The sequence below is a fragment of the Microbacterium pratiae genome, assembly GCF_047302165.1.
GTDB lineage: Bacteria > Actinomycetota > Actinomycetes > Actinomycetales > Microbacteriaceae > Microbacterium.
In genome coordinates this window covers 1,452,331-1,479,139 of the sequence record NZ_CP154843.1, presented here as the reverse complement: position 1 = coordinate 1,479,139, position 26,809 = coordinate 1,452,331, and the positions used below count along the sequence as shown (strand labels likewise).

23 protein-coding genes and 1 pseudogene are annotated in these 26,809 nt (G+C 70.9%); 5 read left to right on the top strand and 19 right to left on the bottom strand.

Features of this window, described 5'->3' with window-relative positions:
* Positions 1–4: 4 nt before the first annotated feature.
* The 8 genes and pseudogenes from AA0Y20_RS06885 to AA0Y20_RS06850 all read right to left on the bottom strand — a co-directional run bounded on the left by AA0Y20_RS06885 (position 5) and on the right by AA0Y20_RS06850 (position 7,442).
* The gene (locus AA0Y20_RS06885) at positions 5–853 is read right to left on the bottom strand and encodes a carbohydrate ABC transporter permease (protein ID WP_412938294.1); all 849 of its coding nucleotides are present in this window, start codon (positions 851–853) and stop codon (positions 5–7) included.
* Positions 853–1,788, bottom strand: a complete 936-nt coding sequence (locus AA0Y20_RS06880; RefSeq protein WP_412938292.1) for a carbohydrate ABC transporter permease — start codon at positions 1,786–1,788, stop codon at positions 853–855. The genes AA0Y20_RS06885 and AA0Y20_RS06880 overlap by 1 nt, the downstream gene beginning before the upstream one ends.
* Positions 1,785–3,047, bottom strand: coding sequence for an extracellular solute-binding protein (locus tag AA0Y20_RS06875; RefSeq protein ID WP_412938290.1), 1,263 nt, complete (start codon positions 3,045–3,047; stop codon positions 1,785–1,787). The genes AA0Y20_RS06880 and AA0Y20_RS06875 overlap by 4 nt, the downstream gene beginning before the upstream one ends.
* Before the next feature lie 141 nt (positions 3,048–3,188).
* On the bottom strand, positions 3,189–3,554 hold the full coding sequence (locus AA0Y20_RS06870) for a hypothetical protein (protein WP_412938288.1): 366 nt from the start codon (positions 3,552–3,554) through the stop codon (positions 3,189–3,191).
* A gap of 10 nt (positions 3,555–3,564) precedes the next feature.
* Positions 3,565–4,937, bottom strand: a pseudogene (locus tag AA0Y20_RS06865) (FAD-dependent oxidoreductase).
* A 53-nt stretch (positions 4,938–4,990) separates the two neighbouring features.
* On the bottom strand, positions 4,991–6,001 hold the full coding sequence (locus AA0Y20_RS06860; protein WP_412938284.1) for a polyprenyl synthetase family protein: 1,011 nt from the start codon (positions 5,999–6,001) through the stop codon (positions 4,991–4,993).
* Between the two features lie 93 nt (positions 6,002–6,094).
* On the bottom strand, positions 6,095–6,832 hold the full coding sequence (gene ubiE / locus AA0Y20_RS06855; RefSeq protein WP_412938283.1) for a bifunctional demethylmenaquinone methyltransferase/2-methoxy-6-polyprenyl-1,4-benzoquinol methylase UbiE: 738 nt from the start codon (positions 6,830–6,832) through the stop codon (positions 6,095–6,097).
* Positions 6,833–6,899: 67 nt separating this feature from the next.
* Positions 6,900–7,442: a DUF402 domain-containing protein gene (locus tag AA0Y20_RS06850; protein ID WP_412939717.1), complete on the bottom strand. Its 543-nt coding sequence runs from the start codon at positions 7,440–7,442 to the stop codon at positions 6,900–6,902.
* A 25-nt stretch (positions 7,443–7,467) separates the two neighbouring features.
* On the opposite strand from AA0Y20_RS06850, the gene AA0Y20_RS06845 reads away from it, so the two are divergent.
* Positions 7,468–8,760 (top strand): isochorismate synthase, encoded by a 1,293-nt coding sequence (locus AA0Y20_RS06845; RefSeq protein ID WP_412938281.1) that lies wholly within the window; start codon positions 7,468–7,470, stop codon positions 8,758–8,760.
* Positions 8,761–8,796: 36 nt separating this feature from the next.
* On the opposite strand, the gene menD is transcribed toward AA0Y20_RS06845, so the two are convergent.
* Both menD and AA0Y20_RS06835 read right to left on the bottom strand, forming a co-directional pair.
* Positions 8,797–10,602 carry a 2-succinyl-5-enolpyruvyl-6-hydroxy-3-cyclohexene-1-carboxylic-acid synthase gene (gene menD, locus AA0Y20_RS06840; protein WP_412938279.1) on the bottom strand — a complete coding sequence of 602 codons (1,806 nt, stop codon included), beginning with the start codon at positions 10,600–10,602 and terminating at the stop codon, positions 8,797–8,799.
* 1 nt (position 10,603) lies between these two features.
* Positions 10,604–11,011, bottom strand: coding sequence for a PLD nuclease N-terminal domain-containing protein (locus tag AA0Y20_RS06835; RefSeq protein WP_412938278.1), 408 nt, complete (start codon positions 11,009–11,011; stop codon positions 10,604–10,606).
* 53 nt (positions 11,012–11,064) lie between these two features.
* Between AA0Y20_RS06835 and AA0Y20_RS06830 the strand changes: the two genes are divergently transcribed.
* A complete protein-coding gene (locus tag AA0Y20_RS06830) occupies positions 11,065–11,325 on the top strand; it encodes a DUF4229 domain-containing protein (RefSeq protein ID WP_412938277.1) in 261 nt (86 codons plus the stop codon).
* Positions 11,326–11,343: 18 nt separating this feature from the next.
* Here AA0Y20_RS06830 and AA0Y20_RS06825 read toward each other — a convergent pair whose 3' ends face one another.
* From AA0Y20_RS06825 to AA0Y20_RS06815, 3 genes are read right to left on the bottom strand one after another with little or no spacing between them, the layout of a single operon-like run.
* Complete coding sequence (locus tag AA0Y20_RS06825) at positions 11,344–12,312, bottom strand: 1,4-dihydroxy-2-naphthoate polyprenyltransferase (RefSeq protein ID WP_412938276.1); 969 nt, start codon at positions 12,310–12,312, stop codon at positions 11,344–11,346.
* Between the two features lie 11 nt (positions 12,313–12,323).
* Positions 12,324–13,484, bottom strand: coding sequence for an AMP-binding protein (locus tag AA0Y20_RS06820; RefSeq protein WP_412938275.1), 1,161 nt, complete (start codon positions 13,482–13,484; stop codon positions 12,324–12,326).
* 17 nt (positions 13,485–13,501) lie between these two features.
* Positions 13,502–14,401, bottom strand: coding sequence for a 1,4-dihydroxy-2-naphthoyl-CoA synthase (locus AA0Y20_RS06815; RefSeq protein WP_412938273.1), 900 nt, complete (start codon positions 14,399–14,401; stop codon positions 13,502–13,504).
* 35 nt (positions 14,402–14,436) lie between these two features.
* Between AA0Y20_RS06815 and AA0Y20_RS06810 the strand changes: the two genes are divergently transcribed.
* Positions 14,437–15,438 carry an o-succinylbenzoate synthase gene (locus tag AA0Y20_RS06810; protein ID WP_412938271.1) on the top strand — a complete coding sequence of 334 codons (1,002 nt, stop codon included), beginning with the start codon at positions 14,437–14,439 and terminating at the stop codon, positions 15,436–15,438.
* A 19-nt stretch (positions 15,439–15,457) separates the two neighbouring features.
* Here AA0Y20_RS06810 and AA0Y20_RS06805 read toward each other — a convergent pair whose 3' ends face one another.
* Positions 15,458–16,075 carry a TetR/AcrR family transcriptional regulator gene (locus AA0Y20_RS06805; RefSeq protein ID WP_412938270.1) on the bottom strand — a complete coding sequence of 206 codons (618 nt, stop codon included), beginning with the start codon at positions 16,073–16,075 and terminating at the stop codon, positions 15,458–15,460.
* Between the two features lie 126 nt (positions 16,076–16,201).
* On the opposite strand from AA0Y20_RS06805, the gene AA0Y20_RS06800 reads away from it, so the two are divergent.
* Positions 16,202–19,045 (top strand): MMPL family transporter, encoded by a 2,844-nt coding sequence (locus tag AA0Y20_RS06800; RefSeq protein ID WP_412938268.1) that lies wholly within the window; start codon positions 16,202–16,204, stop codon positions 19,043–19,045.
* Complete coding sequence (locus AA0Y20_RS06795; protein ID WP_412938267.1) at positions 19,042–21,093, top strand: YhgE/Pip family protein; 2,052 nt, start codon at positions 19,042–19,044, stop codon at positions 21,091–21,093. The genes AA0Y20_RS06800 and AA0Y20_RS06795 overlap by 4 nt, the downstream gene beginning before the upstream one ends.
* A gap of 763 nt (positions 21,094–21,856) precedes the next feature.
* Here AA0Y20_RS06795 and ccsB read toward each other — a convergent pair.
* Genes ccsB through AA0Y20_RS06770 form a run of 5 tightly spaced genes read right to left on the bottom strand, consistent with a single transcriptional unit; the run spans position 21,857 to position 26,765 of the window.
* A complete protein-coding gene (ccsB, locus tag AA0Y20_RS06790; RefSeq protein ID WP_412938266.1) occupies positions 21,857–22,915 on the bottom strand; it encodes a c-type cytochrome biogenesis protein CcsB in 1,059 nt (352 codons plus the stop codon).
* 5 nt (positions 22,916–22,920) lie between these two features.
* Entirely contained in the window at positions 22,921–24,693 is a 1,773-nt protein-coding gene (locus AA0Y20_RS06785; protein ID WP_412938265.1) for a cytochrome c biogenesis protein ResB, read from the bottom strand.
* Entirely contained in the window at positions 24,674–25,513 is an 840-nt protein-coding gene (locus tag AA0Y20_RS06780; protein WP_412938264.1) for a cytochrome c biogenesis CcdA family protein, read from the bottom strand. Before AA0Y20_RS06780 ends, AA0Y20_RS06785 begins: the two co-directional genes overlap by 20 nt.
* A complete protein-coding gene (locus AA0Y20_RS06775; RefSeq protein ID WP_412938263.1) occupies positions 25,510–26,124 on the bottom strand; it encodes a TlpA family protein disulfide reductase in 615 nt (204 codons plus the stop codon). Before AA0Y20_RS06775 ends, AA0Y20_RS06780 begins: the two co-directional genes overlap by 4 nt.
* A complete protein-coding gene (locus AA0Y20_RS06770) occupies positions 26,124–26,765 on the bottom strand; it encodes a histidine phosphatase family protein (RefSeq protein WP_412938262.1) in 642 nt (213 codons plus the stop codon). Before AA0Y20_RS06770 ends, AA0Y20_RS06775 begins: the two co-directional genes overlap by 1 nt.
* Between the last annotated feature and the right edge of the window lie 44 nt (positions 26,766–26,809).

Sequence of the window (26,809 nt, the reverse complement as noted above, 5' to 3'; positions counted from 1 at the left end):
GAGGTCATCCCTTCACCGCGCCCTGCGTGAGGCCGGACACGATCCGGCGCTGGAAGATGACGACGACCACGACGATCGGGATCGTCACGATGATGGCGGCGGCCGAGATCGCGCCCGTAGGCTGCTCGAACTGCGACGCCCCCGTGAAGAACGACAGGGCCGCGGGCACGGGACGCGCCGCGCTCGTCGAGGTCAGCGAGATGCCGTAGACGAAGTCGTTCCAGGCGATGAAGAACGCGATGATCGCCGTAGTGAACACACCGGGCGCCGCCAGCGGCACGACGGTCTTGCGGAAGGCTTCGAACGGCGTCGCGCCGTCGACCTGCGCCGCCTGCTCCAGCTCCCACGGAATCTGGCGGAAGAACGCCGCGAGGGTCCAGATCGCGATCGGCAGCGTCAGCGACAGATACGGGATGATGAGCCCGAGCCACGTGTCGTAGAGCCCGATGACCCGCCACAGGTTGAACAGGGGTGTGACGATCGACACGATCGGGAACACCGATACCGCGAGTGCCGTGACGAGGATGATGCGCTTGCCGCGGAAGTCCAGTCGGGCGATCGCATAGGCGCACAGCGTCGCGAGCACGACGGCGACGAAGGTCGCGATGAGCGAGATGCCCACCGAGTTGCGCAGCGCCGGCAGGAACAGGTCCTGCGCCCCGCCGCCCGGCGCGAGGATCTCCGTGTAGTTCTCGAGCGTCCACTCCTGCGGCAGCAGCGTTCCCGAGAACAGGCCCGACGGCGTCTTGAACGACGTCATGAGAATGGAGAACACGGGGAAGAGCGACCATACGAGCACCGCGATGATGATCGCGGCCCATCCGATCCGCTGCGGCCAGGTGAGCGTACGCATCAGGAGTCCCGTCCCGTCGCCAGGTCGACTTTGAATCCCTTGATGAAGATCGCCGCGATGATCAGCACGCTGAGGAACAGCAGCACCGAGATCGCCGAGCCGAGACCGATCTCGAGCCGTCCGATCGACGTGTTGTACGCCAGGAGAGACAGCGCCTCGGTGTCATTGGCACCGCCGGTCATGATGTAGATGTTGTCGAAGATGCGGAACGCCTCGAGCGTGCGGAAGAGCACCGCCACCATGATGGCGGCCTTCATGTTCGGCAGGATGACGCGACGCATGACCTCCCACCCCGTGGCGCCGTCGACCTTCGCAGCCTCCTCCAGCTCGCCGGGCACCTGGGCAAGGCCCGAGAGCAGCAGGAGGGAGATGAACGGCGTCGTCTTCCACACCTCGGAGAGGATGATCACGACGAGCGAGGTGCCCTGCTCGGCGAACCAGTTGAGCTCCGGATCGAACCCCGGGATCCAGCTGAGCCAGTTGTTGACGTAGCCGCCCGAGTTGATGTCGAAGGCGTAGAACCAGGCGAAGGCCGCGACGACCGTGATGATGCCGTAGGGCACGAGGATGGCGGTGCGGGCGAGACCGCGGAGCTTCTTGATCGCCCGGTGCATGACGAGCGCGAGGAGGAAGCCGAGGATCAGCTCGAACAGCACCGTCACGACCGTGATGAAGAGCGTGACACCCATCGACCGCCAGAACGCGGGGTCGCTGAGGACCACGCGGTAGTTCTCGAAGAGGACGAACGACCGCTCGTCGGGCGCCGTCAGCCGCAGGCTGAACAGCGAGTCGAACAGCGCCTGCCCGATCGGGTACATCGTGACCAGCAGCATGATGACGAACGCCGGGCCCGCCAGCATCCAGCCCAGTCGTCCTTCCGCCCGCGCCCGGGCGGATCGGCGGGGTCGCGGCGAGGTGGTCTCCCGTGTGCTCACAGCAGACGCTCCCCTCGCAGGACGGCGAGGATGAACTCGCTCGACGTGATCGGGGTCGTCTCGGGATCGACGGCCGCCGGCGGGTGCCACGTGCGCTGCAGCCCGATGGAGATCTCGTTGTAGTACGGGGTCTGCGGGCGGGGCGCGCCGAGGTCGAGCGACTCGCGGATGGTGTCGGCCATCGGGAACTCCTCCTGCACGCGAGGGTCGTCGTACGCAGCCGCGTTGGACGGCGGGTTGCCGTCGGTGACGAAGTACTCCGACTGGTTCTCGGGCTGGACGATGCACTCGACGGCCTGCCAGGCGAGGTCGGGGTTCTTGCTGAAGGCACCGACGCCCAGGTTGATGCCGCCGACAGGCGGTGCCGCGGGCTTGTCGGCGTCGACACGCGGGTACACGGCCCAGCCGAGGTCATCCGCGATGGCGGGGTCGGCACCGGTCATGGCAGGCCAGACGAACGGCCAGTTGACCATGAACGACCCCTGCTCGCCCTGGAAGAGGTTCATGTTGGCGTTCTCGTCGGCGGTCGGGAGTCCCGGGCCACCGAGCCCCTCGGCCCCGATGCGGTGGATGATCTCGGCAGCGGCCCGACCGGCCTCGCTGTCGAGCCCCAGCTCGAGCTCGTCGGCGGGGGCCTCGGGGTTCTTCAGGATCTCGCCGCCCGCGGACGCGACGAGGGCGTTGATCCACACCGTCAGCGACTCCGCCAGCGCCCCCTGAACACCCAGTCGCAGATCCTGCTCCTCGGCGACGCCCATGATGTCGTCCCAGGTGACCGGCTGCGACATGTCGAGACCTGCCGCCTCGACGACCGACTGCCGATACCAGAGCAGCTGCGTGTTGGCCCAGAAGGGCACCGTCACGAGCTCGCCGCCCCAGCTCGCGGAGTCGACGGCTCCCTGGACGATGCCATCGGTGACCTGAAGCTCGTCGGGCACGCCGTCGAGGAAGCCGGGCTCGGCGAGCTCCGGGATGAACGGCGGGTCGAGGCTCATGATGTCGAGCGAGGTGTCGCCGGCCGCGAGGCGCCGCGCCAGCTGCTCGCGCTGCGACGCGGCGTCACGCGGCAGCAGAGACGTCTCGATCCGGTATGCGCCGTCTGCAGCATCCGTGCACGCCGCGGCGATCCGAGCCTGTCCGCCGTCGTCGGGGTTGATGTACCAGGTGAGCGTGGGCACACCGTCATCGGGGGCGCAGGCGCCCAGCGTCGCAGCGAGAGCGACCACCGATGCGGCTGCCAGGACCCGGGTCGTGCGCATCGGGCCTCCTCGTTCCGTATCGTCGCGACCCGGCGCGCTCACGGCACCGGGCGTTCCCCCATCATGGCGTCGGAGGAAAGCGGCGACCACGGGTTGCCCAACCCGATGCGCTGTAGTAGATCGGACGGTCGTCGCGCGGAATCAGGCCTCGGCGACCGGGCTACCGATCTCAGCCGGATCGTCACCTTCGAACGCGTGCGACTTCGTCTCGAGGAACGCGCAGAGCGTCGACACCATCGCGAGCTCCGTCGACAGCGCGAGCGCACCGCCCGCTCCCAGACGCAACTCGGTCTCTCGCGCCTCGAACGTGATGCGCCAGGTGTTGCCGCCGGGGACGTCGGGCTCGATGTAGGTGACGGTCTGCGCGTTCATCATGGTGATCGCGACGAGTCCGGTGTCACGGCCGAGGCTGCCGTCCTGCGGGATCACCTTCACCGCGAGCGGATATCCGAACCGCTGGAACTCCTCGATCCAGGCGTCGAGCGTCTGCTTGCTCCGGAACGTCATCGCCCTGTCCTCACTCGCCACGCGAGATCGCGACCATCTCGTCGCGGTCCACGACCTTGACACGCGCGCGCTCGGCGGGGGCACCGAGCGCGATCTCGTGCTCGTCGAGGCGATGCCAGCCGTCGAGATCGGTCCACGCGACGCCGCGAACGGTCAGCAGATCGAGGACGCCCTGCTCGGACGGGTCGGCCGGCTGCCACCACGACCCCTGGTCGTTGATGACGTGGCGGACGGTCTCCATCGCGTCGGACTTCGTGTGGCCGATGAGCCCCACCGGTCCGCGCTTGATCCAGCCCGTCGCGTAGACGCCGGGCACGCGCTCGTTCGAGTCGGCGTGCAGCACCTGACCCTCGTGGTTGGGGATGACGCCGTGCGTGTCGTCGAACGGCACACCCGGCAGCGGCGACCCGAAGTAGCCCACGGCCCGGTAGAGCCCCTGCAGCGGCACCTCGCGCAGCTCGCCGGTGCCCTCGACCCCACCCTCGCCGTCGGGACGCGTGCGCTCGTACACGAGCGCGGCCACTCGGCCGTCGGCATCCTTCTTCACCTCGACGGGCTTGGCGTAGAAGTGCAGGTGGAGGCGACGCGACGCCTCCCCCCGGCGCCGTTGACGCTCGGGCGCTGACGCCACGACTGCAGCACGCGGTCGATGACCATCACCTGCTTGTTCGACGCGATCGCCGCCTTCGACGCCTCGTCGTAGTCGAAGTCCTCGTCGTAGACCACGAGATCGACGTCGCGCAGGTCGCCGAGCTCGCGCAGCTCGAGCGGGGTGAACTTCACCTGGGCCGGACCGCGGCGCCCGAAGATGTGGACATCGGTGACGGCCGACGAGCGGAGCCCCTGGTAGACGTTGTCGGGGATCTCGGTCACGAGCAGGTCATCGGCGTGCTTGGCGAGCACACGCGCCACGTCGAGAGCGACGTTGCCGTTGCCGATGACGCCGACGGATGCGGCATCCAGCGGCCATTCGCGCGGGAAGTCGGGGTGACCGTCGTACCAGCTGACGAAGTCGGCTGCGCCGTACGAGCCGTCGGCGTCGATGCCCGGGATATCGAGGGCCGTGTCGCGCACCGCACCGGTCGCGAAGATGACGGCGTTGTAGTGGTGCTTCAGGTCGTCGAGCGTGATGTCCTCGCCGAAGCGCACGTTGCCGAACAGCCGGATATCGCCGCTGTCGATCACGTCGCGCAGCGCGTTGATGATGCCCTTGATGCGGGGGTGGTCGGGAGCCACGCCGTACCGCACGAGCCCGTAGGGGGCGGGCAGGTGATCGAACAGGTCGATCGAGACGTCGAACTTGCGCTCGGCCTTCAGCAGCAGATCCGCGGCGTAGATGCCGGCGGGCCCGGCTCCGACGATGGCCAGCCTCAGCTTGGTCATGGGTGTTCCTCGTTCCTGGTCGCGCCCGAGCGCGGGCGCAGCGGGGGTCGGTGTCAGCTGGCGCGGTCGACGACGACCTCGGCGAACCGGGTCAGTGCGTCACGCACGGCGCCGGACGGCAGCGGCGCGAGGGCCGCGACGGCGTCGTCGGCCCACTTCTCGGCGAGTCGACGCGTCTGGATCGTCACATCGTGGTCGCGCAGGCGGGCGAGTGGCTCGTCGAGGATGGCGGGATCGCTGCCCTCGGCGATCTCGGCGACACCGCGGTCGATCGTGGCCGCGAGCGCACGGGAGGCGTCGTCGTCGGCCCGGGTCAGCAGCAGGTACGGCATCGTCGGCACGCCGGCACGCAGGTCGGTGCCGGGAACCTTGCCGGTCGCCTCGGGGTCGGCGGAGAGATCGATGACGTCGTCGAGCAGCTGGAAGGCCACGCCGGCCTTCTCGCCGAACGCGAGCAGCGGCTCGGCGAGCTCTTCCGGTCCGCCCGAGAAGAGGACGCCCACCTGAGCTGCGGCGGCGATGAGCGAACCGGTCTTGTCGGCCAGCACCTGGATGTAGAACTCGACCGGATCGTCGCCGGGCTGGGCGCCGATCGTCTCGTGCATCTGACCGAGGACGAGGCGCTCGAACGTGTCGGCCTGCACGCGGATCGCCCGCTCGCCGATGCGGGCCATGAGCTGGCTCGCGCGGGAGAAGAGCAGGTCACCGGTCAGGATCGCGACGTTGTTGCCCCACACCTCGTGCGCGCTGGGGACACCGCGGCGCTTGTCGGCGCCGTCCATGACGTCGTCGTGGTACAGCGAACCGAGATGGGTCAGCTCGAGCGCGGCGGCCCCCGCGATGACGTCCTCGGTCGCGCCGTTGCCGAGCTGAGCGGTCAGCAGAGCGAGCATCGGTCGCAGACGCTTGCCGCCGGCTTCGTAGAGATAGCGGGTCTTCGCGTCGACGAGCGCGTCGCTCACGGTGAGCTCATCGCCGAGGCGCGTCTCCACGCGCTCGAGCCCGGCTTCGACGGTCGCGAGCAGCTTGCGGGTCCGGGGTCCGGCGAAGATACGCTCGGTCATCCCGAGGTGCTTCACCAGCCGCGGCGCGGATGGGCTCGATGTCACGGCTCCAGCCTACCGGCCGGGCGGCGACGCCGATCCGCGTGAGCCGGTTCAGGCGGCGGGCTTGACAGCGCGGTGCAGCGCGACGATGCCGAAGGACAGGTCGCGGTGCGCGACCTCCTCCCATCCGGCCTCGCGGATCCAGCCGGCGAGCGTCCGCTGATCGGGCCAGTCGCGGATCGACTCGTTGAGGTAGTCGTAGGCCTCGGCGTTCGAGCTCACCAGACGGGCGACCAGCGGCAGCACCCGGCCGTTGTAGAAGCGGTAAAGGCCGGCGAACGCGCGGGACGGGGGCTGCGAGAACTCGCTGATGAGCAGACGCCCGCCCGGTTTCGTGACGCGCAGCATCTCGGCGAGCGCCTTCTTGGGCTCGTTGACGTTGCGGAGTCCGAACGAGATGGTCACGACGTCGAACTCGGCGTCTGCGAACGGCAGGTTCGTGGCATCCGCTTCGACGAACGACAGATGGGGGATGCCGCCGCCCGGCGCCTGCGGACCGTACCGGCGGACGCCCTCGGCGATCATGCCGGGCGAGAAGTCCGCGGCGACGACCTCGGCGCCGCTGCGGGCGAGCGAGACGGAGCTCGCACCCGTTCCCGCGGCGAGGTCGAGGATGCGCTCCCCCGGCTTCGGGTCGATCGCGCGTGTGGCCGCGATGCGCCAGAGGCGGTCCTGGCCGAGGCTGAGGACGTCGTTGGTGCGGTCGTAGGCACCGGCCACCTGATCGAACATGCCGCTCACGCGCGACGGGTCCTTGCCGAGGTCGGCGCGGTTGGGCTCGCTGGTCACGGTGTCGAGTCTAGGCGCGCCGGTAGCCCGTGAGCCCCGCGCCCCGAGCCCGCGGGTGGAACGGGAGTCAGGGGGCGGCGGGATCGGGGAGGGATGCCAGGACACCGAGCCAGTGGGCGGATGTGGGCCCGTCGAAAGGCGGGCGATGCGCGGTGACGGCGGTCTCGAGGTCGACGGCGAGGGCCTCGAGCTCGGCGACGATGTCGAGCGGATACCCGTAGGCGACGCGGTGCTCGTCCCATTCGTCGCGGTCGTCGATCCAGATGCCGCGCGTGGCGGAGTCGACGACATCCAGGTCCATGTCTATCGCCGTGGGCTCGCCGCCCTCATCCCAACGGGCGTCCCACGCGAGATCGATGTAGACGCGGGTCGGATGCGGCGGCGCGTTCATCGTGAGGACCCATTCGCCCACGGGCGGGAGCAGCATGACGCAGGGATGGGTCGCGACGAAGTCACGCCCGGGCCGGTTGCTGCGGTCGCCCGGTCGCTGACCGAACCAGTCGCCGTGCTCGTCGCTGCCGAGGTAGGTGCAGGCGTGCACCCAGTGGGTTCCGCCGTTCCACTTGCGCCAGCGGAAGGTCACCGGGGTTCCCGGCTCGGGGCGGAGCATCACGCGCCGAGTCTAGGCTGGTCGGGTGAACGATTCTGCGCCCGCCACGCGGCTGCGCGTGGTCACTCGCGAGATCGAGGCGCCCGACGAGCTGCTGGTCTTCGCCGACCCGCAGGAACCGACCGTCTGGTCGCGCCGCGGCGACATCCTCGTGGCGCACGGCACCGCCGTGGCCTTCGCTGCAGCCGAGGCGAATCCCGGCCCGCGCGACGCCGCCGACTGGTGGCGCCGAACGGTCGCCGTCGCCGAGATCGACGATCCGGTCGGACTGCCCGGATCGGGACTCGTCGCCTTCGGCGCGCTGCCGTTCGACCCCCGTCCCGACGACCGCGCCGACACATCGACGCCGGCGCTGCATTTCGCCGTGCCGAGGGTCATCGTGGGCCGCCGCGGGTCTCGTGCATGGGTGACATCGATCACGGCCGACGGCTCGGACCCCGCCGCATCCCTCCCCGCGCCGATCGGGTTCGGGCCGCACTGGTCGGCGACGACGGGCCCGGGAGCGCTGACCCCGGACGGCTACCAGGAGATCGTGCGCGCGGGCGTCGACGCGATCACCGCCGGAGACCTCCAGAAGGTCGTCCTGGCCCGCGACCTCGCCGGGACCGTCCCCGCGGACGCCGACCTCCGCCGGCTCGTCCGGGCCCTGTCGTCGGCCTATCCCGACACCTGGACGTTCGCCGTCGACGGTCTCATCGGGGCCAGCCCCGAGACCCTTGTCACCGTCTCGGGCGGCACCGTGACCGCGCGCGTGCTGGCGGGAACGATCGCCCGCGGCGCTGACGCGGACGCGGACACGGCGGCATCCCTGTCCCTCGCGACGAGCACGAAGGACCTCGACGAGCACGGCTACGCGGTTCGCAGCGTCCTCGATGCGCTCCGCCCGTCGACCTCGTCGCTGGTCGCCGGCGAGCAGCCCTTCATGCTCAAGCTGCCGAACGTGTGGCACCTGGCCACCGACGTCGAGGGCGAGCTCGCCGGGGATGCCTCCGCCCTCGACCTCGTCGCGGTGCTTCACCCCACCGCTGCGGTCGCCGGCACGCCGACGCCTGCGGCGCTCGACGAGATCCGCCGCCTCGAGCCCTTCAGCCGCGGGCGCTACGCCGGCCCCGTCGGATGGATCGACGCACACGGCGACGGCGAGTGGGCCATCGCGTTGCGGTGCGCGCAGTTCCGGCCCGGCCGGCAAGCCGACGACGGCGCCTCCATGCCGTTCACCGCGTACGCCGGCGCGGGCATCGTGGGTGCCAGCGACCCCGAGTCGGAGATGCTCGAGACGCGGGTGAAGTTCCGGCCGATCATCGACGCGCTGGCCTGACCCGCCCTCGTCTGAGGCACGTGCAGCCGCTACGGCTCAGCGGGCGAGCGGGACCTCGATGAGCTGACGTCCGCCGACGGGCGAGGTGAGCACCTGATCGAGCGCGGAGCGCGTCGTGACCCGGCGGTACTCCCAGCCGTAGGCGAGAGCGAGCTGCTCGATCCGCGCCTCGTGCGGCGTGAAGAGCACCCGGTCCGCAGCCTCGGGCGGAGCGGTGCCGGCGACCTCGAGCCCGTCGAAGATCGTGCCGCCGCCGTCGTTGCCGACGATGACCTGGATCCGGGGCTCGTGCTCGGCGCCGGGAAGCAGCAGCGCGCCGACGTCGTGCAACAGCGACAGGTCACCGGTGAGCACGCGTATGACGCCCGCGCGTGCGTCGTCCTGACTCGCGACCGCGATGCCCATGCCGGTCGCGATGATGCCGTCGATACCCGCGAGACCCCGGTTGGCATGCACCGGAACCTTCTTGCCGCCGAGCACGGTGTCGGCCACCCGGACGAGCCTCGATGAGGCGAACAGCAGACGATCGTGCGGCCAGCTCGCGCGCCAGACGGCGTCGACGAGAGACTCGCGGTCGATCGGGGCCTTGAGGACGGCCATCTCGGCCGAGATGGCGCCGAGTCGCTCTTGGGGCACCGCCGATGCGAGCCCGTCGGCGTCGGGGGCCGCGGGACTCAGGTCGACGACCTCTTCGCGCGACGCCCGCATCCAGGCGCCGAGCCAGACCCGATCGGCCTCGCCGCGGCCGACGGACACCGCGGCGACCGCGGTCGTTCCGCCGTTGAGGTTCAGGTCCTCGCCCGGGCCGCGTACCGCCCAGACCTCGACCTCCGGGCGCGAGAGCAGGGCGGCGACTTCGCGGCTGAGAGTCGGATGCCCGAACACGACGACTCGCTCGACGGCCGAAGCGAGCTCGGGCCGGGCGAGAACCGCACGGTATCCGTGGACCAGGTTGCGCCCGAAGCGCGCGCCGCTGACGATCTCGGCGACGAGGGGCCAGCCTCCCGCGTGGGCGAGCTCCTCCGCAGCCGGACCGGCGTCCGCGCCGGCGACGACGAGCGTGCGAGGGCCGCGCGTGAGCTCCACCGGCTCGAGGGGCGCCGGAGGCTCCGCCTGTCCGATCCCGCCACCGCCCTGGTAGTGGGCACCGGACACCGTCGCTTCGTCAGCGTCGCGCTCCGGCACGTCGTCGGCAGCCGGGGCAGCGTCGGTCTCCGCGTCGATCAGCCACGAGGGCAGGGCACCCGACAAGGGGTTCCGGTACGGCAGGTTGAGGTGCACGGGGCCGGCCGAGCGTGACCCTTCACCGCGAGCCGCGGCGAGCGCCTCGACGGCGAGCGCGGCGACCTCGGCCGATTGCGCCGCGGTCGGGTCGTCGTCGACGGCCTCGGGGGTGGCGGCATCCGCCTCGAGCCGGACGAACCCGGAGAACATCCCCGGCTGTCGCGTCGCCTGGTTGGCTCCGATACCGCGCAGCTCGGGCGGGCGATCGGCGGTCAGCAGCAGCAACGGCACGCCGGAGTGGTGGGCCTCGAGAACGGCGGGCATCAGGTTGGCGATGGCGGTTCCCGACGTGCACACGACCGCTGCCGGCATCCGCGTCTCTCGCCCGATGCCGAGGGCGGTGAATCCCGCGACGCGCTCGTCGATGCGCACGTGCAGTCGCACGAGGCCCCGGCGTTCCAGCTCGGCCGCCACGAGGGCGAGCGCTTGAGACCGCGATCCCGGGCTCAGGACGATGTGTCGCACTCCCGCCGAGACGAGGGCGCCGAGGAGCGCCGCTGCGGCGTCGGTCGCGGGCGCCCGATCCGCCGGCGTCGGAGCGGGTTCGGCTCCGCGCATGTCAGGCCCGCGGACCGCGCGAACCGGCCGGTCCCTCGGCGTCGTCGTCGCTCTGCGACGATCGCGTCGGCGGGACGTCGCGGGGATCGTCGGCCTCGGCGTCGAGCGCCGCCAGCTCCTCCTCGAGACGTCGGATGCGCTCGTCCTGGTCGCGCACCGACCCGAGGCTGCCGAGGAAGTCCGGGTCGTCGTCCGGTGCGCGTCGGACGGGGGCGCCCGCGCTGCGGCGGGCTCGTCCGACGACGAACCACAGGATGCCGCCGAGCACAGGGAGCAGGACCACGATGAGGATCCAGACCGGCTTGCTGACGCCACGGTGACGCGTGGCGTCCTGGAGGGCGCAGTCGACGATGCTGTACACCCAGAAGGCGAGTGCCAGCAGCACACCGATGAGCAGAAGCCGCGCCATCCTCCCATCCTAGGCGTCCGGCGGGCCGCTCGGCCCGGACGTAGAATGGCCGGATGAATGCCCGCTCGGCCGTCGTCTACTCGGTGCTGCGGCTCCTCGCCTTCCTGATCCCGTTCGGCATCATGATGCTGTTCCCGATCATGCGCGAGTACTACTGGCTCTCGGCGATCTTCGCCGCCCTCATCGGCTTGAGCCTGTCGATGATCTTCCTGCGACGACCGCTCGATGACGTCGCCTCGGGCCTCGCTGAACGGCGCACCCGTCGTCGCTCCGGTGCCGACGCGGACGCCGACGCCGAAGACGCCGCGTCCTGACCTCGGGTTCCCCCGGCGTCAGCCGACGAAGGCCCAGAACAGGAACGCGCCGTACGCCACCGAGGTCAACGACGTGAGCGCGAGTGCGACGACCAGCTCACGCGGCTGCCGGTAGGTCCACACGATGAGGATCGCCGACAGGGCGGGCAGGAGCGCGAACAGGCTCAGCCACGCGATCGGATAGACCAGCGCCAGCAGCACGGCGATCGCGAACGGCGCCAGCACGAACAGCGTGAAGACGATGCGGGTCGCGGTCCGACCGATGAGCACCGTGAGCGTGCGCTTGCCCGCGATCCGGTCCTGATCGATGTCGCGGAGGTTGTTCGCCAGCAGCACCGCGCACGCGAGGAGTCCGGCGCCCACCGCGCCGAGCCAACTCTCCTGCGGCACCGACCCTGCTTGGACGAAGGTCGTGCCGACGGTGGCGACGAGCCCGAAGAAGACGAAGACGAAGAGCTCGCCGAGGCCCGCATAGCCGTACGGCCGCTTGCCTCCGGTGTAGAACCATGCGGCGACGACGCAGGCCGCCCCGATCAGCAGCATCCACCAGTGACCGGTGCGCACGACGATCGCGATGCCGGCGACGGCCGCGAGCCCGAAGAACCCGAGGGCGACGGCGAGCACCGTGCGGGGCTTCGCGAGCTTTCCCCCGGTCAGCCGGGCGGGCCCGACGCGCACATCGTCGGTGCCGCGGATGCCGTCGCTGTAGTCATTGGCGTAGTTGACGCCGATCTGCAGCGCGACGGCGACCACGAGGCAGCACAGCGCGATCACCCAGTGCAGCTGTCGATCGACGAGCATCGCGGCGCCCGAGCCGATGAGCACCGGGGTGACCGCGAGCGGCAGCGTGCGCAGACGCGCGGCGCCGATCCAGTCGCGAGCCGTGGCCTTCCGCGGCGGCGGCGCCGAGACGAGGCCGCGCTTGGCGGGGTTACCGCCCCGTTGCACGGGACGGGACGACTTCGGGGAGCGAGACGAACGAGCCACGAGGGATCATCCTAGATCGCGAGCATGCGACGCACCGCCGCACGGTCGGGCTTGCCGCTCGCGAGCACCGGCATACGGTCCACGGCGACGACGCGAGCGGGCCGTGCGGGTTTACCGAGCCGGTCGCCGACCGCTGCCCGGAGGTCGGCCAGCAGAGTCGGCGAGTCGGCGCCGATCTCGGCGAGCGCCGCGGTCTCGACGACGACGGCAGACGCCTGCCCCCACCGCTCGTCGGGGATCGCGACGACCACCACCGAAGCGAGCCCCGCGCGTTCGCGGATGACGGCCTCGACACGGTCGAGCGAGATGTTGACGCCTCCGGAGATGATGACGTTGTCGATGCGGCCCGTGACCCGCAGGACACCGGCGTCGAACTCCCCCGCGTCGCCGGTGCGGTACCACCGCGTGCCGTCGTCGACGATGAAGGATGCCGCTGTGCGGTCGGGCTCGCCGAGGTAGCCGTCGGCGAGCACGGGGCCCGAGAGCTGCACCTCGCCGGCCGCGATCCGCACCCCGACCCCGTCGAGCGGGACGCCGTCGTAGACGCATCCGCCGCTCGTCTCCGTCGAGCCGTAGGTGCGCACGATGCGCGCCCCCAGGCGCGTGGCGCGTTCGCGTTGAGAGGCGGGGAGCGCCTGCCCGCCCACGAGGATCGCCTCGTAGGCGCGCAGCGCGTCGGCGACAGCGGCATCCGTCTCGGCCGCGTCCAGCAGGTCGGCCAGCTGGGCGGGCACCAGCGAGGTGAATGCCGCCACGCGCGTTCCGCCGACACTCGAGTGCTTCGACGCCGTGACGGCGGCGAAGGCGGCGGGCGAGAACGACCCCGCGAGGACGGCCGGCTCGTGCCCCGCGAGCAGGCTGCGGACGATCACCTGCAGTCCCGCGACGTAGCCCGGCGACAGGGCGAGGAGCCAGCGCCCCTCACCGATCCGAGCCGCCGTCGCCGATGCGCTGGCGATGAGGGCCGAACGGCTGAGCACGACGCTCTTGGGCACCCCCGTCGATCCCGACGTCGTGACGACGGCGACGGTTCCCGATGGCGCCTGCGCCGGAGCGCTCGCGCCGTCAGGTGCGCCGAGGGCGAGGGCCGGACCGGCGCCGTCGAGGGTCTGCCGAAGCGCCCGGAGCACCTCGCGGGGCTCCGGCGCGACCGGGACGAGATCGACCGCCATGTCAGAGGCGATCCATCTCAGAAGTGGTACGGATAGGGCGACCAGTCGGGTTCGCGCTTCTGCAGGAACGCGTCGCGCCCCTCGACGGCCTCGTCGGTGCCGTAGGCGAGTCGCGTCGCCTCGCCCGCGAACACCTGCTGACCGACCATTCCGTCGTCGATCGCGTTGAACGCGAACTTCAGCATGCGGATCGCTGTCGGCGACTTGCCGAGGATCGTGCGGGCCATGGCGATCGCCTCACGCTCGAGCTCGGCGTGCGGGACGACCCGATTGACCGCGCCCATCTCGTGAGCACGCTGGGCGGAGTACTCCTCAGCGAGGAAGAACACCTCACGCGCGACTTTCTGGCCGACCTGGCGCGCCATGTACGCCGAGCCGTAACCGGCGTCGAATGATCCGACGTCCGCGTCGGTCTGCTTGAACCGGCCGTGCTCGGCCGAGGCGATCGAGAGGTCGCACACGATGTGCAGCGAGTGCCCGCCGCCGGCTGCCCAGCCGGGGATGACCGCGATGACGACCTTCGGCATGAAACGAATGAGGCGCTGCACCTCGAGGATGTGGAGGCGCCCGGCCCGCGCCGGATCGGCGACAGCGCTCTCGTCGTCGCTGTACTTGTATCCGTCGCGACCGCGGATGCGCTGATCGCCGCCGGAGCAGAACGCCCAGCCGCCGTCCTTCGCGCTCGGCCCGTTTCCGGTGAGCAGCACGACCCCGATGCGCGGGTCCTGACGAGCGGTGTCGAGCGCGCGGTACAACTCGTCGACCGTGTGGGGGCGGAAGGCGTTGCGCACCTCGGGACGGTCGAACGCGATGCGCGCGATGCGCCCGTCGGTCGAGACGTGAGCGGTGATGTCCGTGTACGCGTCAGCCCCGGGGGCGAGCGTCCATTCCGCGGGATCGAACAGTTCCGAGACCATGCCGCCAGCCTATGCCGCGGTGGGAGGATGAACGCGTGGACTCCGCTCTCCCCCTCCCCTCGCTGGCCGAGCTGCTCGACCGATCGCACGTTGTCGCACTGCCGCTGACGACGCGTTTCCGCGGCGTCGACGTGCGAGAGGCGCTGCTGCTCGAGGGGCCGGAGGGCTGGACCGAGTTCTCTCCGTTCACCGAGTACGGCGACGAGGAGGCCGCCGTCTGGCTGGCCGCCGCCCTCGAGTTCGGCTGGGAACCGACCCCGTCCCCCGCCCGAGACCGCGTCGCCGTCAACGCGACGGTGCCGGCCGTCGCAGCCGAGCGCGTCGCGGAAGTGCTCTCGCGATACGACGGATGCCGCACCGTCAAGGTCAAGGTCGCGGAGCGCGGCCAGGTGCTGGCCGACGACGTGGCCCGCGTGCGCGCCGTCCGCGAGGCGCTCGGCCCCGAGGGGCGTGTGCGGATCGACGCGAACGGCGCGTGGAACCTCGATGAGTCGGAGCACGCGCTCCACGCCCTGGCCGAGTTCGACCTGGAGTACGCCGAACAGCCGTGCGCCACCGTCGAGGAGCTCGCCGAGCTGCGCCGCCGCGTGCGTTACATGGGGATCCCGATCGCCGCCGACGAGAGCGTCCGCAAGGCCGACGACCCGCTCGCGGTGGCGCGGGCGGGCGCCGCGGATCTGCTCGTCATCAAGGCGCAGCCGCTCGGAGGGGTCAGACGCGCGCTCGCCCTCGTGGCAGAGGCGGGACTTCCCGCGGTCGTCTCGAGCGCCCTCGACACGAGCGTCGGCCTGTCGATGGGAGTCGCTCTCGCTGCGGCTCTCCCCGACCTCGACTTCGACTGCGGGCTGGGAACGGCCGCCCTGTTCGCGACCGATGTCGCCGCCCCCGCCCTGCGCCCCGTCTCGGGCGGACTCGCCACGGGCCGCGTCACCGTCGACCGGGATGCCGTCGCCTCTCTCGCCCCGCCGACGGACCGCCAACGGTGGTGGCGCGAGCGCCTCGAGCGCTGTCACGCGGTTCTCGCGCGCCAGCGCTGAGGGATAGGCCGCGCGGGCCTCAGGCGTCGAGGAGAGCGGTCGCGAGCTGACCGATGCGCTCGTGCAGCAGTCGGGTCGTCTCGGGCTCGCCGAGCCCCTCGATCGCCGCTCGCTCGCACGTCGCGTCGGAGAGATCGACCATGAGCTGCGCGACCTCCGTGGTCGACAGCCGGAACCGCAGCTCGTAGACCTTCCGGATGTCGTCGACGATCACCCGGACCCGCTCCACGATGCCGTCCTGGAGCCGCAGGTACGCCTCGGCCATCCGCTCGTCGCGGAGCGCCTGCGCCCGCAGCTCCGACACCAGCCGGGGCTCCATGCCCGCGAGCGAGACGCCGATGACCTGCGGGACGAGCGAAGACGGATCGGGAGCTGCGGTGCGATCGAGAGCGCGTACGCGGTCGGCGACGAGATCGAGCTTCTCGCTGGAGGACCGCTCGACCAAGGCGAGGAAGAGCTCGCCCTTCGAGTCGAAGTTCGAGTAGAAGGCTCCGCGCGAGAACCCGGCACGGTCGCACACGGCTTCAACGGAGGCCGCGTCGAGGCCTACCTCGGCGAAGACCTCGGCGGCGGCATCCAACAGCCGGGCGCGCGTGTTCTCGCGACTGCGGGTGACCGGGCGGGCCTCGGCATCCATGGTGCTCCTCGTGTTTCACACCGATCGTCCAGCCTGATCGGTGGGGGTGGAACCTAGGATACATTGGTGTATCGGATACAGCGCTGTATCGAACAACCATGACGATCGATGAGACCTGGAGCGCCCGTGTCCACACTCCTGTTCACCCTCGGACGCTGGTCGTTCCGTCACCCCTGGCGCGTACTCGTCTCCTGGCTGCTGATCCTCATGATCGCCGGCGGGGGTGCCGCGCTGCTGAACAAGGGCACCGACAACTCCTTCTCGATCCCGGGGACCGAGGCGCAGGAGGGGCTGGAGCTGCTGAACCGCACCTTCCCCCAGGCGAGCGGCACGAGCGCGCAGCTCGTCGTCGTCGCCCCCGAGGGCGGGAGCGTTCGCGACGAGCCGTTCGCGGGCGAGATCGCCGACACCGTGACCGCGTTCGGCGACCTGGGCGACGACGTCCTCGCCGTGACCGATCCGTTCGACCAGACGGTCTCCGGTCTGGTCTCGGAGGACGACCGGGCCGCGATCGTCCGCGTCCAGTTCGACGGCGAGGCGACCTCGGTCAGCGCAGAGACGAAGGACGCGCTCACCTCGGTGGCCGACCGGATGCGGGCGGACCTCCCCGACGGCACGCAGGTCGCCCTCGGCGGCGACCTGTTCTCGACCTCGATCCCGGCACTCTCGATCGTCGAGGTGATCGGCGTGCTGGTGGCGCTGTTCGTCCTGATCGTCACGTTCCGCTCGTTCGCCGTCTCATGGTTCCCGCTCGTCAGCGCTCTCATCGGGGTCGCTCTCGCGACGGCGATGATCTTCGTCGCGACGCAGTTCGCCTCGGTGTCGTCCACGACGCCGCTGCTGTCGGTCATGCTGGGTCTCGCCGTCGGGATCGACTACTCGCTCTTCATCGCCGCCCGACATCAGGACCAGGTGCGTGCGGGCATGGACCCGGAGGAGTCCGCTGCCCGTTCGACCGGAACCGCGGGATCGTCCGTCGCGTTCGCCGGCATCACGGTGCTCATCGCACTCATCGGGCTCAGCTTCGCCGGCATCCCCTTCCTGACCACGATGGGCATCGCGGCGGCCGTCGCCGTCGCGATCGCCGTCGTCGTCGCCGTCACGCTCACCCCGGCCCTCCTCGGGTTCGCCGGGCCGCGGGTCGCGGGCTGGCCACGTCGACCCAAGCGCTCACGCACGCGTCCGGCCGCGCCTCGCCGATCGTTCTCGGAGCGCTGGGTCCGCGGCGTCACGCGGCATCCGCTCGTCACGACGATCGCGGTCGTCGCGGGTCTCGGCATCGTCGCGATCCCGTCGGCCAGTCTCACCCTGGCCCTTCCCAATGCGGGGGTGCAGCCGCCGTCGAGCGAGGCCCGGCAGGCGTACGACCTCACCGCCGAGCACTTCGGCCCCGGCGCGAACGGCCCGCTCATCATGACGGGGACCATCGTCACCTCGAACGACCCGCTGACCCTCATGCAGGACATCGGCGACGACATCGCGAGCATCCCCGGCGTGAAGGAGGTGGCCCTCGCGACCCCCAACGAGACCGCCGACACGGGGCTCGTCCAGATCGTGCCCGAGACCGCTCCCGACTCCCCCGAGACGGCCGATCTGGTTCGCGAGCTGCGCGCACAGCATGACCGGCTGCTCGACGAATATGGCGTCGACCTGAAGGTGACCGGGTTCACGGCGGTCGGCATCGACATCTCCGACCGGCTCGGCGAAGCGCTGCTTCCCTTCGGCATCTTCGTCGTCGGGCTCTCCCTCATCCTGCTGACGATCGTGTTCCGCTCGATCTGGGTGCCGATCAAGGCCGCTCTCGGGTATCTGCTGTCCGTGCTGGCTGCGTTCGGTGTCGTCGCCGCCGTCTTCGAGTGGGGCTGGTTCGCCGACCTACTGCACGTCACCCGTGAGGGTCCGGTCATCAGCTTCATGCCGATCATCCTCATGGGTGTGCTGTTCGGCCTCGCCATGGACTATGAGGTCTTCCTCGTCTCGCGGATGCGCGAGGACTACGTCCATGCGCGCCGCGACCGGGGCGGCCGCGCCGACCGACTCACCGCCGTCGGGGCCGTCCGCTCGGGATTCACCTCGTCCGCGCGCGTCGTGACGGCGGCGGCGGTCATCATGTTCGCCGTGTTCGCCGCGTTCGTCCCCGAGGGCGACTCGTCGATCAAGCCCATCGCGTTGGGGCTCGCCGTCGGCATCGCCGTGGACGCGTTCCTCATCCGCATGACGCTCGTGCCGGCCGTCATGGCCCTGCTCGGTGAGAAGGCTTGGTGGATGCCGCGCTGGCTCGACCGCATCCTCCCCCACTTCGACATCGAGGGCGAGGCCGTCGAGCGCGAGCTGTCGCTGCGCGAGTGGCCCGAGCGCAACACCTCCGCGGCCCTGGTCGGAGAGGGCGTCGCCGTCCACGCGGATGACGACGGCGAGACGGCGGTGTTCTCCGACGCGACGTTCCGCGTCGAGCCGGGCGAGTCGCTCGTCGTCTCGCACCCCGATCCGCGCGTCGGGCGGGCCTTCGCCCTCGCCGTCTCCGGACGTCTCCGCGTCGACGGTGGCCTGCTGCGCGTCGGCGGACGCCTGCTCCCCGAGCGCGCACCGTGGGTCCGCTCGCATGTCGGCCTCGCCCTGCTGGACGGTCCGACCGATCCGGTGGCCGAGCTCCGTCACGCCACCGCAGGCGGCGCGACGATCGTGGTCGTCGACGGTCTCGACGCCCTCGCCGGGGCCGACCGCGACCAGGCCGCAGCGGTCCTCCGCGACGCGGCGACCCGCCTCGACGACCGCCACGCGGGGGCCGGGGCCCTCACCGTCGTCGCGGTCGTCCGACGTGAGCTCGGCGTGCTCGACATCCTCGCCGAGGCACACCGCACCGCACCCCACACCCTCCCCCTGCGCGGCGGCGCATCCGCGGCTTCCGCGGCCTCCGCTGCATCCGCGTCCGAACCGTCGCACCCGAACACCGAGGTGATCTCGTCATGACCCTGCCCATCGAGCGCGCCCGCTCCCGCAAGCCCGTCACGTGGCTCACGATCGTCGGCGTCATCCTGCTCCCCGTCCTCATCGGGGGCGTGCTGGTCGCCGCGCTGTACAACCCCGTCGAGCGGCTCGACAACATGCGCGCCGCGATCGTGAACGACGACCAGGCGGTCGAGATCAACGGCCAGCTCGCGCCCCTCGGCCGTCAGCTGACCGCAGGCCTCGTCGCCGGCTCCGACGAGGTTCCGAGCAACCTCGACTGGGTCATCTCCAACGACGACGACGCCCGGTCCGGGCTCGCGGACGGCACGTACGACGCCGTCGTGACGATCCCGAGCGGCTTCTCCGCCGCGGCCACCTCGACCGCCCCGGGCGGAACGCCGGAGAAGGCGACGATCCGCGTCGACACGGCTCCCGACAGCCTCGTCGTCGATGACGCCATCACGGCGCAGATCACGCAGGCCGCGACATCCCTCATGGGCTCCCAGCTCTCGACGGTCTATCTCGAGAACGTCTTCCTCGGCTTCACGACGCTGGGAGACCAGCTCGGGGATGCCGCGTCGGGTGCGCACCAGCTCGCCGACGGTGGACGCCAGGCGGCCGATGGTGCGACCCAGCTCGCCGATGGTGCCGGACAGCTTCAGACCGGAGCGGCGGCGCTGTCGGACGGAGTCGGTCAGCTCGCCGGCGGAGCCTCGCAGCTCTCCGACGGTGCTGCGGCGACCCAGACGGGACTCACGACCTGGGCTCAGGGCGCGCGCACGCTCGCCGGCGGCACGAACGAGTTCGCGACCCAGCTGTCGCAGTCGCTGAACGGGATCAGCGTTCCCCAGATCCCCGCCGAGGCGGTCGCCGGGGCGCAGTACCTGGCCGAGAACTCCGACCGCATCGCCAGCGGAGTGACGCAGGCCGCCGACGAGCTGGCAGCGGTGTCGGCGAGCTGCGAGGCCGACGGCGGGTCGGCCCAGGTCTGCGACGCGCTTCGCGCCGTGTCCGCGCGCACGCAGAGCGCGCTGCCGGAGGTCACCGGAGTGATCGGCCAGTCGGGCCAGATCGCGGGACAGGTCTCGGGCCTCGCCGCCTCGGCGCCGGAGCTGATCGCGGGTCTGCAGCAGGCCGCGGGTGCGGCGACGCAGCTCGCGAACGGCATGACCGAACTCGCCGACGGTGCCGACGCTCTCGCAGCCGGGGGCGGCCAGCTCGCTTCCGGCGCCTCGGCGCTCGCCACGGGGGCGTCCTCGGCCGCCTATGGGGCCGCGCAACTCTCGTCCGGAGCGGGCGAGCTGTCCGGAGGCGCGACCGACCTCGCATCGGGTGTCGGCACCCTCGCGGATGGCACCGACACCCTCGCCGACGGACTCGACACCGCGACCGCCGCATTGCCGTCGTACACCGACCAGCAGGCGACCGACCTCGCGAGCGTGGTCGCGGCACCGGTCGCCGCCGAAGGCCTGGGATCCGAGCTGTTCGGCGCCTCGGCGATCCCGCTGCTCACGGGTCTCGCCCTCTGGCTCGGCGCGATCGGGTCGTTCGTCGCCCTGCAGGCGGTCCCCCGCGGCGCGCTGACCTCGCGTCGCCCTTCGTTCCTGCTGACGCTTCGGGCCTTCGCGCCCGCCGCCGTGGTCGGGCTCGTGCAGGGTGTGCTCGTCGCCGTCGTCGTGCAGCTCGCGGCCTCGTACGATCCGTGGACGTGGGCCGCGTTCGCGGGACTCTCGGCTCTGGCCGGCGTTGCCTTCGCAGCGGTGAACCAGGCCCTCGTGGCGCTGCTCGGCGGAGCCGGCCGGTGGGTTGCCGCCGGTGTGGCCGTGCTGGCGGTGGCCACGGGAGTCGTCTCGACCGTGCCGGGGGTGCTGTCGCAGATCGCGGGCCTGCTGCCGACGGCATCCGCCTATCAGGGTCTGCTCGCCGTGCTCACGTCGGCGGGAGGTGCGGGAGCCGCCGTCGCGGGACTGCTCGTGTGGACGGCGATCTCGCTCGTGGTCACGGTGATCGTCACGGCTCGCGCACGCACCACATCGGTGCGCGCCGTGCTTCAGCCCGCTGCCGCCTGAGGCTCGCGCCTGCCTGGGCCACTGTGTGGGCCTCTGTGTGGGCCACTGTATGGGCTTCTGTCTCCGCCTTCGCCTTCGCCCACGTCTTCACCTTCGCCTTCGAGCGAGGCGGAGGCGGGGCGGAGCCGCATCCCCATAGCTCACCCGCCGCTTCACCTGGCAGCTCACGCCCCCACGTGCGCCAAGAACAGGCACTTACTGCCAACTGAACAGCTACGCGCAGCAAGGCGAGGATTCAGCTGGCAACTCACGCCCCCTCACGTGGCATCAATGGGCACGTACTGCCAACTGAAGCTGGCACCCACCCCGGGGCGAGGGCTCAACTGGCAGCTCACACCCTCTCCCGCGACACCACCGGGCACCAACTGCCAACCGAAGCTGACGCCCACCCCGGGGCGAGGGCTCAACTGGCAACTCACGCCCTCTCCCGCGACACCAACGGGCACCAACTGCCAACTGAAGCTGGCGCCCACCCCCGGGGCGCCAGCTCAGCTGGCAGCTCACGCCCCCACGGGCGCCGAGAACGGGCGCTCACTGTCAACTGAACAGCCACACGCATCGCCGCCACCACGACGAGGACTCAACTGGCAGCTCGCGCCCCGATCCGCCCGGAACGGGCACTTACTGCCGACCAAAGCTAGTGTCCGCACCACGACAAGGGCTCAGCTGGCAGCTTGCGCCCCCACGGGCGCCGAGAACGGGCATTAACTGCCAGCTGAAGGCGCAAGGCGCAAAGGCGAAAGGCGCAAGGCGCGGGGCGGGGTCAGCTCAGGCCGCTGTAGGCGTGCAGGCCCTTGAAGAACTGGTTCACGATGATGAAGTTGAACAGCACCGCCGAGAAGCCGACGATCGAGAGCCAGGCGCTCCGGTTGCCGCGCCAACCGCGCGTCGCACGGGCGTGGATGTAACCGGCGTAGAGCACCCAGATGACGAAGGTCCAGACTTCCTTCGTGTCGAAGCCCCAGTACCGGCCCCACGCGTCATTGGCCCAGATCGAACCGGCGATGAGGGTGAAGGTCCAGAAGATGAAGCCGATGATCGCGAAGCGGTAGGCGAGCGACTCGAGGGCGTCCGCGCTCGGCAGGGTGCGGAGGAACCGTGCGCCGTCGCGCTGCGACACGGGTGCCGCGGATGCCGCATCCCCGCCCTCGGCGCCGACACGAGCGATCGCGCGAGCCTCGCGTCGCGCCTGCATGAGCTGCACGATCGAGAGGGCGAACGCCAGGGCGAAGAACGCCGAGGCCAGCGAAGCGACGAACACGTGGATGACGAGCCAGATCGACTTCAGCGGGTCGGCGAGCGGCACGACCGCGACGTAGAAGTTCAGGACCGAGCCGCCGAGCAGCACGACCGCGAGGCCCGTGATGAAGGTGCCGAGGAAGCGGAGGTCGTACCGGAACAGCACGACGAGGTAGACCATCACCACGAGGAGCAGGCCGGTGAGGGCGAACTCGTACATGTTCGACCACGGCACGCGCTCGGCGGCGATGCCTCGCAGCACGGTCGCGCCGAGGTGGAAGAGGAACCCGATCCAGGTCAGGGTCGTGCCCATGCGCGCCCACAGCAGGCGCGGTCGATCGGCCGGACGCGCGTTCAGGGCGAGCTCGGCCTCAGCCTCCGCAGAGCGGATCTCGCCGATCGTCTGCGCACCGCCGGCGGCGACGAGGGCGGCCGCCGCGGGGACGGTGTCCTTCGTCTTCAGCGCGAGATCGGAACGACGAGCGAGGTCGACCGCGTAGGCGATGAAGGCGAGCGCATAGACAGCGACGGCTGTCCAGACGAGCAGAACCGAGACGGCATCCAGCGACAGGTCTTCGGGCATGATCCTCAGTTTACGTCGGGCGCTTGCGCGCGGGCGGGGCGGGAACGACGGGGTCGCTCGGCCTCGGGCGGCAGCTCGACCTCGTCGCGCCCGAGGGCGGCGAGGTGGCTGCGCGAGATGTCGGCGACGGCCTGGGCGATCGCGGGATCCTCGCCGCGGGCGAGGCCGGCGTACTCCAGGCGGATCGCGCCGTCGACGGGAGTCGCCTTGACCCACAGGCGACGGCGAGGCACGAAGAGTCCCGCGAGCAGGCCCAGGGTGGCGAGGATCGCGAACACGAGCACGAAGGGCGCACCGACGTCGCGATGGATCGACAGCGAGACGTAGCGCTTGACGGCCTGCTCCGAGCCGGACGCACGCTGATCCTCGAAGGTCACGGTGCCGCGGCCGCCCGGGAGGTCGACGGTCTGACCCGGCTCGAGCTCGAGCGAGGCCACCCCCGAGTCGCCGCCCGCGATCTGCTCCATGCCGGTCGGGTCGAGCGTGTAGACCGAGCGCGGCGTGCCGTCGTCGATGCCGAGATCGCCCTCGTACACGCGGAAGGTCACGAGCGGGTTGGTGAGGTCGCCGTAGGCCGAGGCGATGGCCCCCGACTGGAGGGTCGCCGCCGTCGGGTAGAAGAATCCGGCGAGTCCGAGCTGCTCCGGCATCCCGTCGGCGATCTTCACGACGCCGATCGAGGTCATGTTGTTGTCCTGCGGCAGGAAGGGGACGTCCTCGCTGAACACGACCTCGCCCGCGGCGTCGCGGACGGTGATCGTGGGAGCGTAACCGTTGCCCATCAGATAGATGCGGTCGCCCTCGATCCCGTAGGGATGGTTCACCCGCACCTCGCCGTCGCGCGGCTCCTGCCCGGGCTCGGCCACGGTGAGGTGCGCCAGGAAGTCGCCCGCCATCCCGTGGCCCGGTCCCCCCGAGAACGGGCCGTACGAGACGTCGAACTTGTCGAGGGTCAGTGAATACGGCGGCATCTGATCGGTGTCGACGAAGCGACCCGGGTTGAACGAGGTGTAGCCGAGCCCGAGCGAGTTGACGAACGTGTCGCCCTCGACGATGACGGTCTGGCCCGTGTACGTCAGGCCTCCGCCGACGCCGACGGAGATGAGGACGCCCACGAGCGCGCCGTGGAAGACGAGGTTGCCCGTCTCGCGCAGATAACCGCGCTCGGCGGAGACGGATGCGACGGGACCGGAGTCGTAACGCTCGACGCGATAGCCCGCCTTGCGCAGCTGCCGCTGGGCCTCGTCGACAGCTCCGGAGGCTGCGGTCGCGGCATCCTCGTCGTCGCGCACGGCGACGCCGACCGTGCGGTGATCGGCCAGCCGCGAGAGGCGGGCCGGGGTGCGGGGCGGACGCGACTTCATCGCCTGCCAGTGATGCTTCGTGCGCGGGATGACGCACCCGACGAGCGACACGAACAGCAGGATGTAGATCGCCGAGAACCACACCGACGTGTACACGTCGAACAGCTGCAGCGCGTCGAGGACGGGATACAGGTCGGGGTTGTCGGTGCGCCACTGGGTGACGCCGTTGGGGTCGGCGCTGCGCTGCGGCACGATCGACCCCGGGATCGCCGCGATCGCGAGCAGGAGCAGCAGCACGAGCGCCGTGCGCATGCTCGTCAGCTGACGCCAGCCCCACCGCAGCCATCCGACGAACCCGAGCTGGGGCTGCGTGATCGGGCGGTCGCGGTCGGCCGCCTCGTCGGGGGCGTCGGAGTGATCACCCGGTCGCAGCGGCGCCGAGGGATCGGCCTGGTCAGAGGAAGGTCGGGACACCGGCCACCACTCCTTGGAAGACGGACATGATCGTGGTCCAGACGCCCGTGACCATCAGCAGGCCGAGGACGACGAGCAGCGCTCCGCCGGCGATGTTGACGACGCGGATGTGCCGGCGCACGAACGCCACCGAGCGGGTCGCCCAGCTCGCACCGAGCGCCAGCAGGACGAACGGGATGCCGAGGCCGAGCGAGTACGCGACGGCGAGAACTCCCGCACGGGTCGGGTCGGCCTGGCTGAGCGCGATCGAGAGGATCGCGGCGAGAGTCGGTCCGATGCAGGGCGCCCAGCCGATGCCCATCGCGATGCCGAGGAGCGGGGCTCCGGCCAGACCGAGGTTCTGCCGCAGCTGCGGCCGGTAGATGCGCTGCGCGAAGCCGAACAGCCCGACGAAGACGAGACCGAGCACGATCACGACCGCGCCGAGGACGCGCGTGATGACGTCCTGGTACTCGAAGAACACCCGGCCCACGGTGCCCGCGAAGACGCCCATCGCGAGGAAGACGACGGTGAAGCCCGCGATGAACAGCCCGACGCCGAGCAGGAGGCGTCCGCGGCCCGGCGCCGACGTCGGAGAATCCGTCGAAACACGGACCGACCCGGCGGCATCCTCCGAGGTTCGCCCAATCGTCCGAGTCTCGTCGCGGCCGGTCGCCCGCCGCGCAGGCTCGCGCGACGTGACGGCGCTGCCCAGGAAACCCAGGTACCCGGGCACGAGCGGCAGAACACACGGCGACAGGAACGAGACGAGACCCGCGAGCACGGCGATCGGCACGGCGAGCCACAGGGCTCCCCCGAAGACGATCTCGCCCGGGTTCACGACGATCCCGCGCCGGCGCCCGCCTTCGCGGCGTCCTCGACGAGGGTGCGGAGGATGCCGGCATCCCGCAGCTGTCCGACGATGCGGGCGGCGACCCGTCCCTCGGTGTCGAGCACGAGCGTCGTGGGGGCGGCCTGGACCGATGCGGATGCCGCGAGCGCGAGCTTCAGCTCACCGTCGCCCTGCATGAGCAGCGACGGGTAGCTGATGCCGTAGTTCTGCTCGAAGGCCGCGGCCTGCTCGGGCCCGTCGTAGATGTTGATCCCCAGGAAGTCGGCACCGACCTCTTGCGTGTCGGTGTAGACCTCCTCAAGCAGAGGCGCCTCGGCGCGGCACGGCCCGCACTGCGCGTACCAGAAGTTGAGGACGAGCGGCTTGCCGGCGTAGTCGGTGCTCGAGATCGCCGAGCCGTCGACGGCCGTCCCGGTGAACTCGATCGGGGCGCCCCGCTCGGCCTCCGGGATCTCCGTCGTCGTGCCGTCGCCCGAGATGAATCCCTTGTTGTCACCGTCGCGGTACTGCCCCGCGAGGTCGTCGTTCGGGCTCGAGCAGGCGGCGAGACCCGCCGCGAGACCGAGGGCGAGGACAGCGGCCACGAGGCGGCGCTTCATCAGACTGCTCCTACATCGACGGCACCCGCGGTGGAGGCGGGCTCGGCATACGCGACCTCGCGCCACGCGGCGCCCGCTCCCCCGTCGCCGAGCTCGAAGCTCGTGACGCTCGAGAGCGCGCACCGACGCCGACGAGGGTCGTGGCGCAGCGGCTCACCCGCGATCGCGAGGTGGGTGATCCAGATCGGCAGCTGGTGCGACACGATCACGACGTCGCCCGAATCGGCCGAGTGCCACAGATCGCGCATCGCAGCGTCCATGCGCGCTACGACCTCGAGGTAGGGCTCCCCCCAGCTCGGCGTCGCGGGCGTGCGGAGGTGCCACCAGTTCCAGGGGTTGACGAGGGCGTTCCGCATGCGGCGTCCCTCGAAGACGTTGTGCGGCTCGATGACGCGCTCGTCGATGACGGGGTCGAGGCCGAAGAGCTCGGTGAAGGGCTCCGACGACTCGCGCGTGCGTTGCAGCGGAGACGACACGAGCGCCGTGACGGGGCGCTCCAGCGACGCGACGTACTCGGCCGCGGACCGCGCCATGCGCCGGCCGTCCTCGCTCAGCCCGAAGTGCGGCAGCCGCCCGTAGAGCACACGCCGAGGGTTGTGGACCTCACCGTGGCGCACGAGATGGAGACGGGCAGCGGGCACGGTCTCCAGTCTACGGCGGCGGCTCCTATGCGGACCCTGAGCGT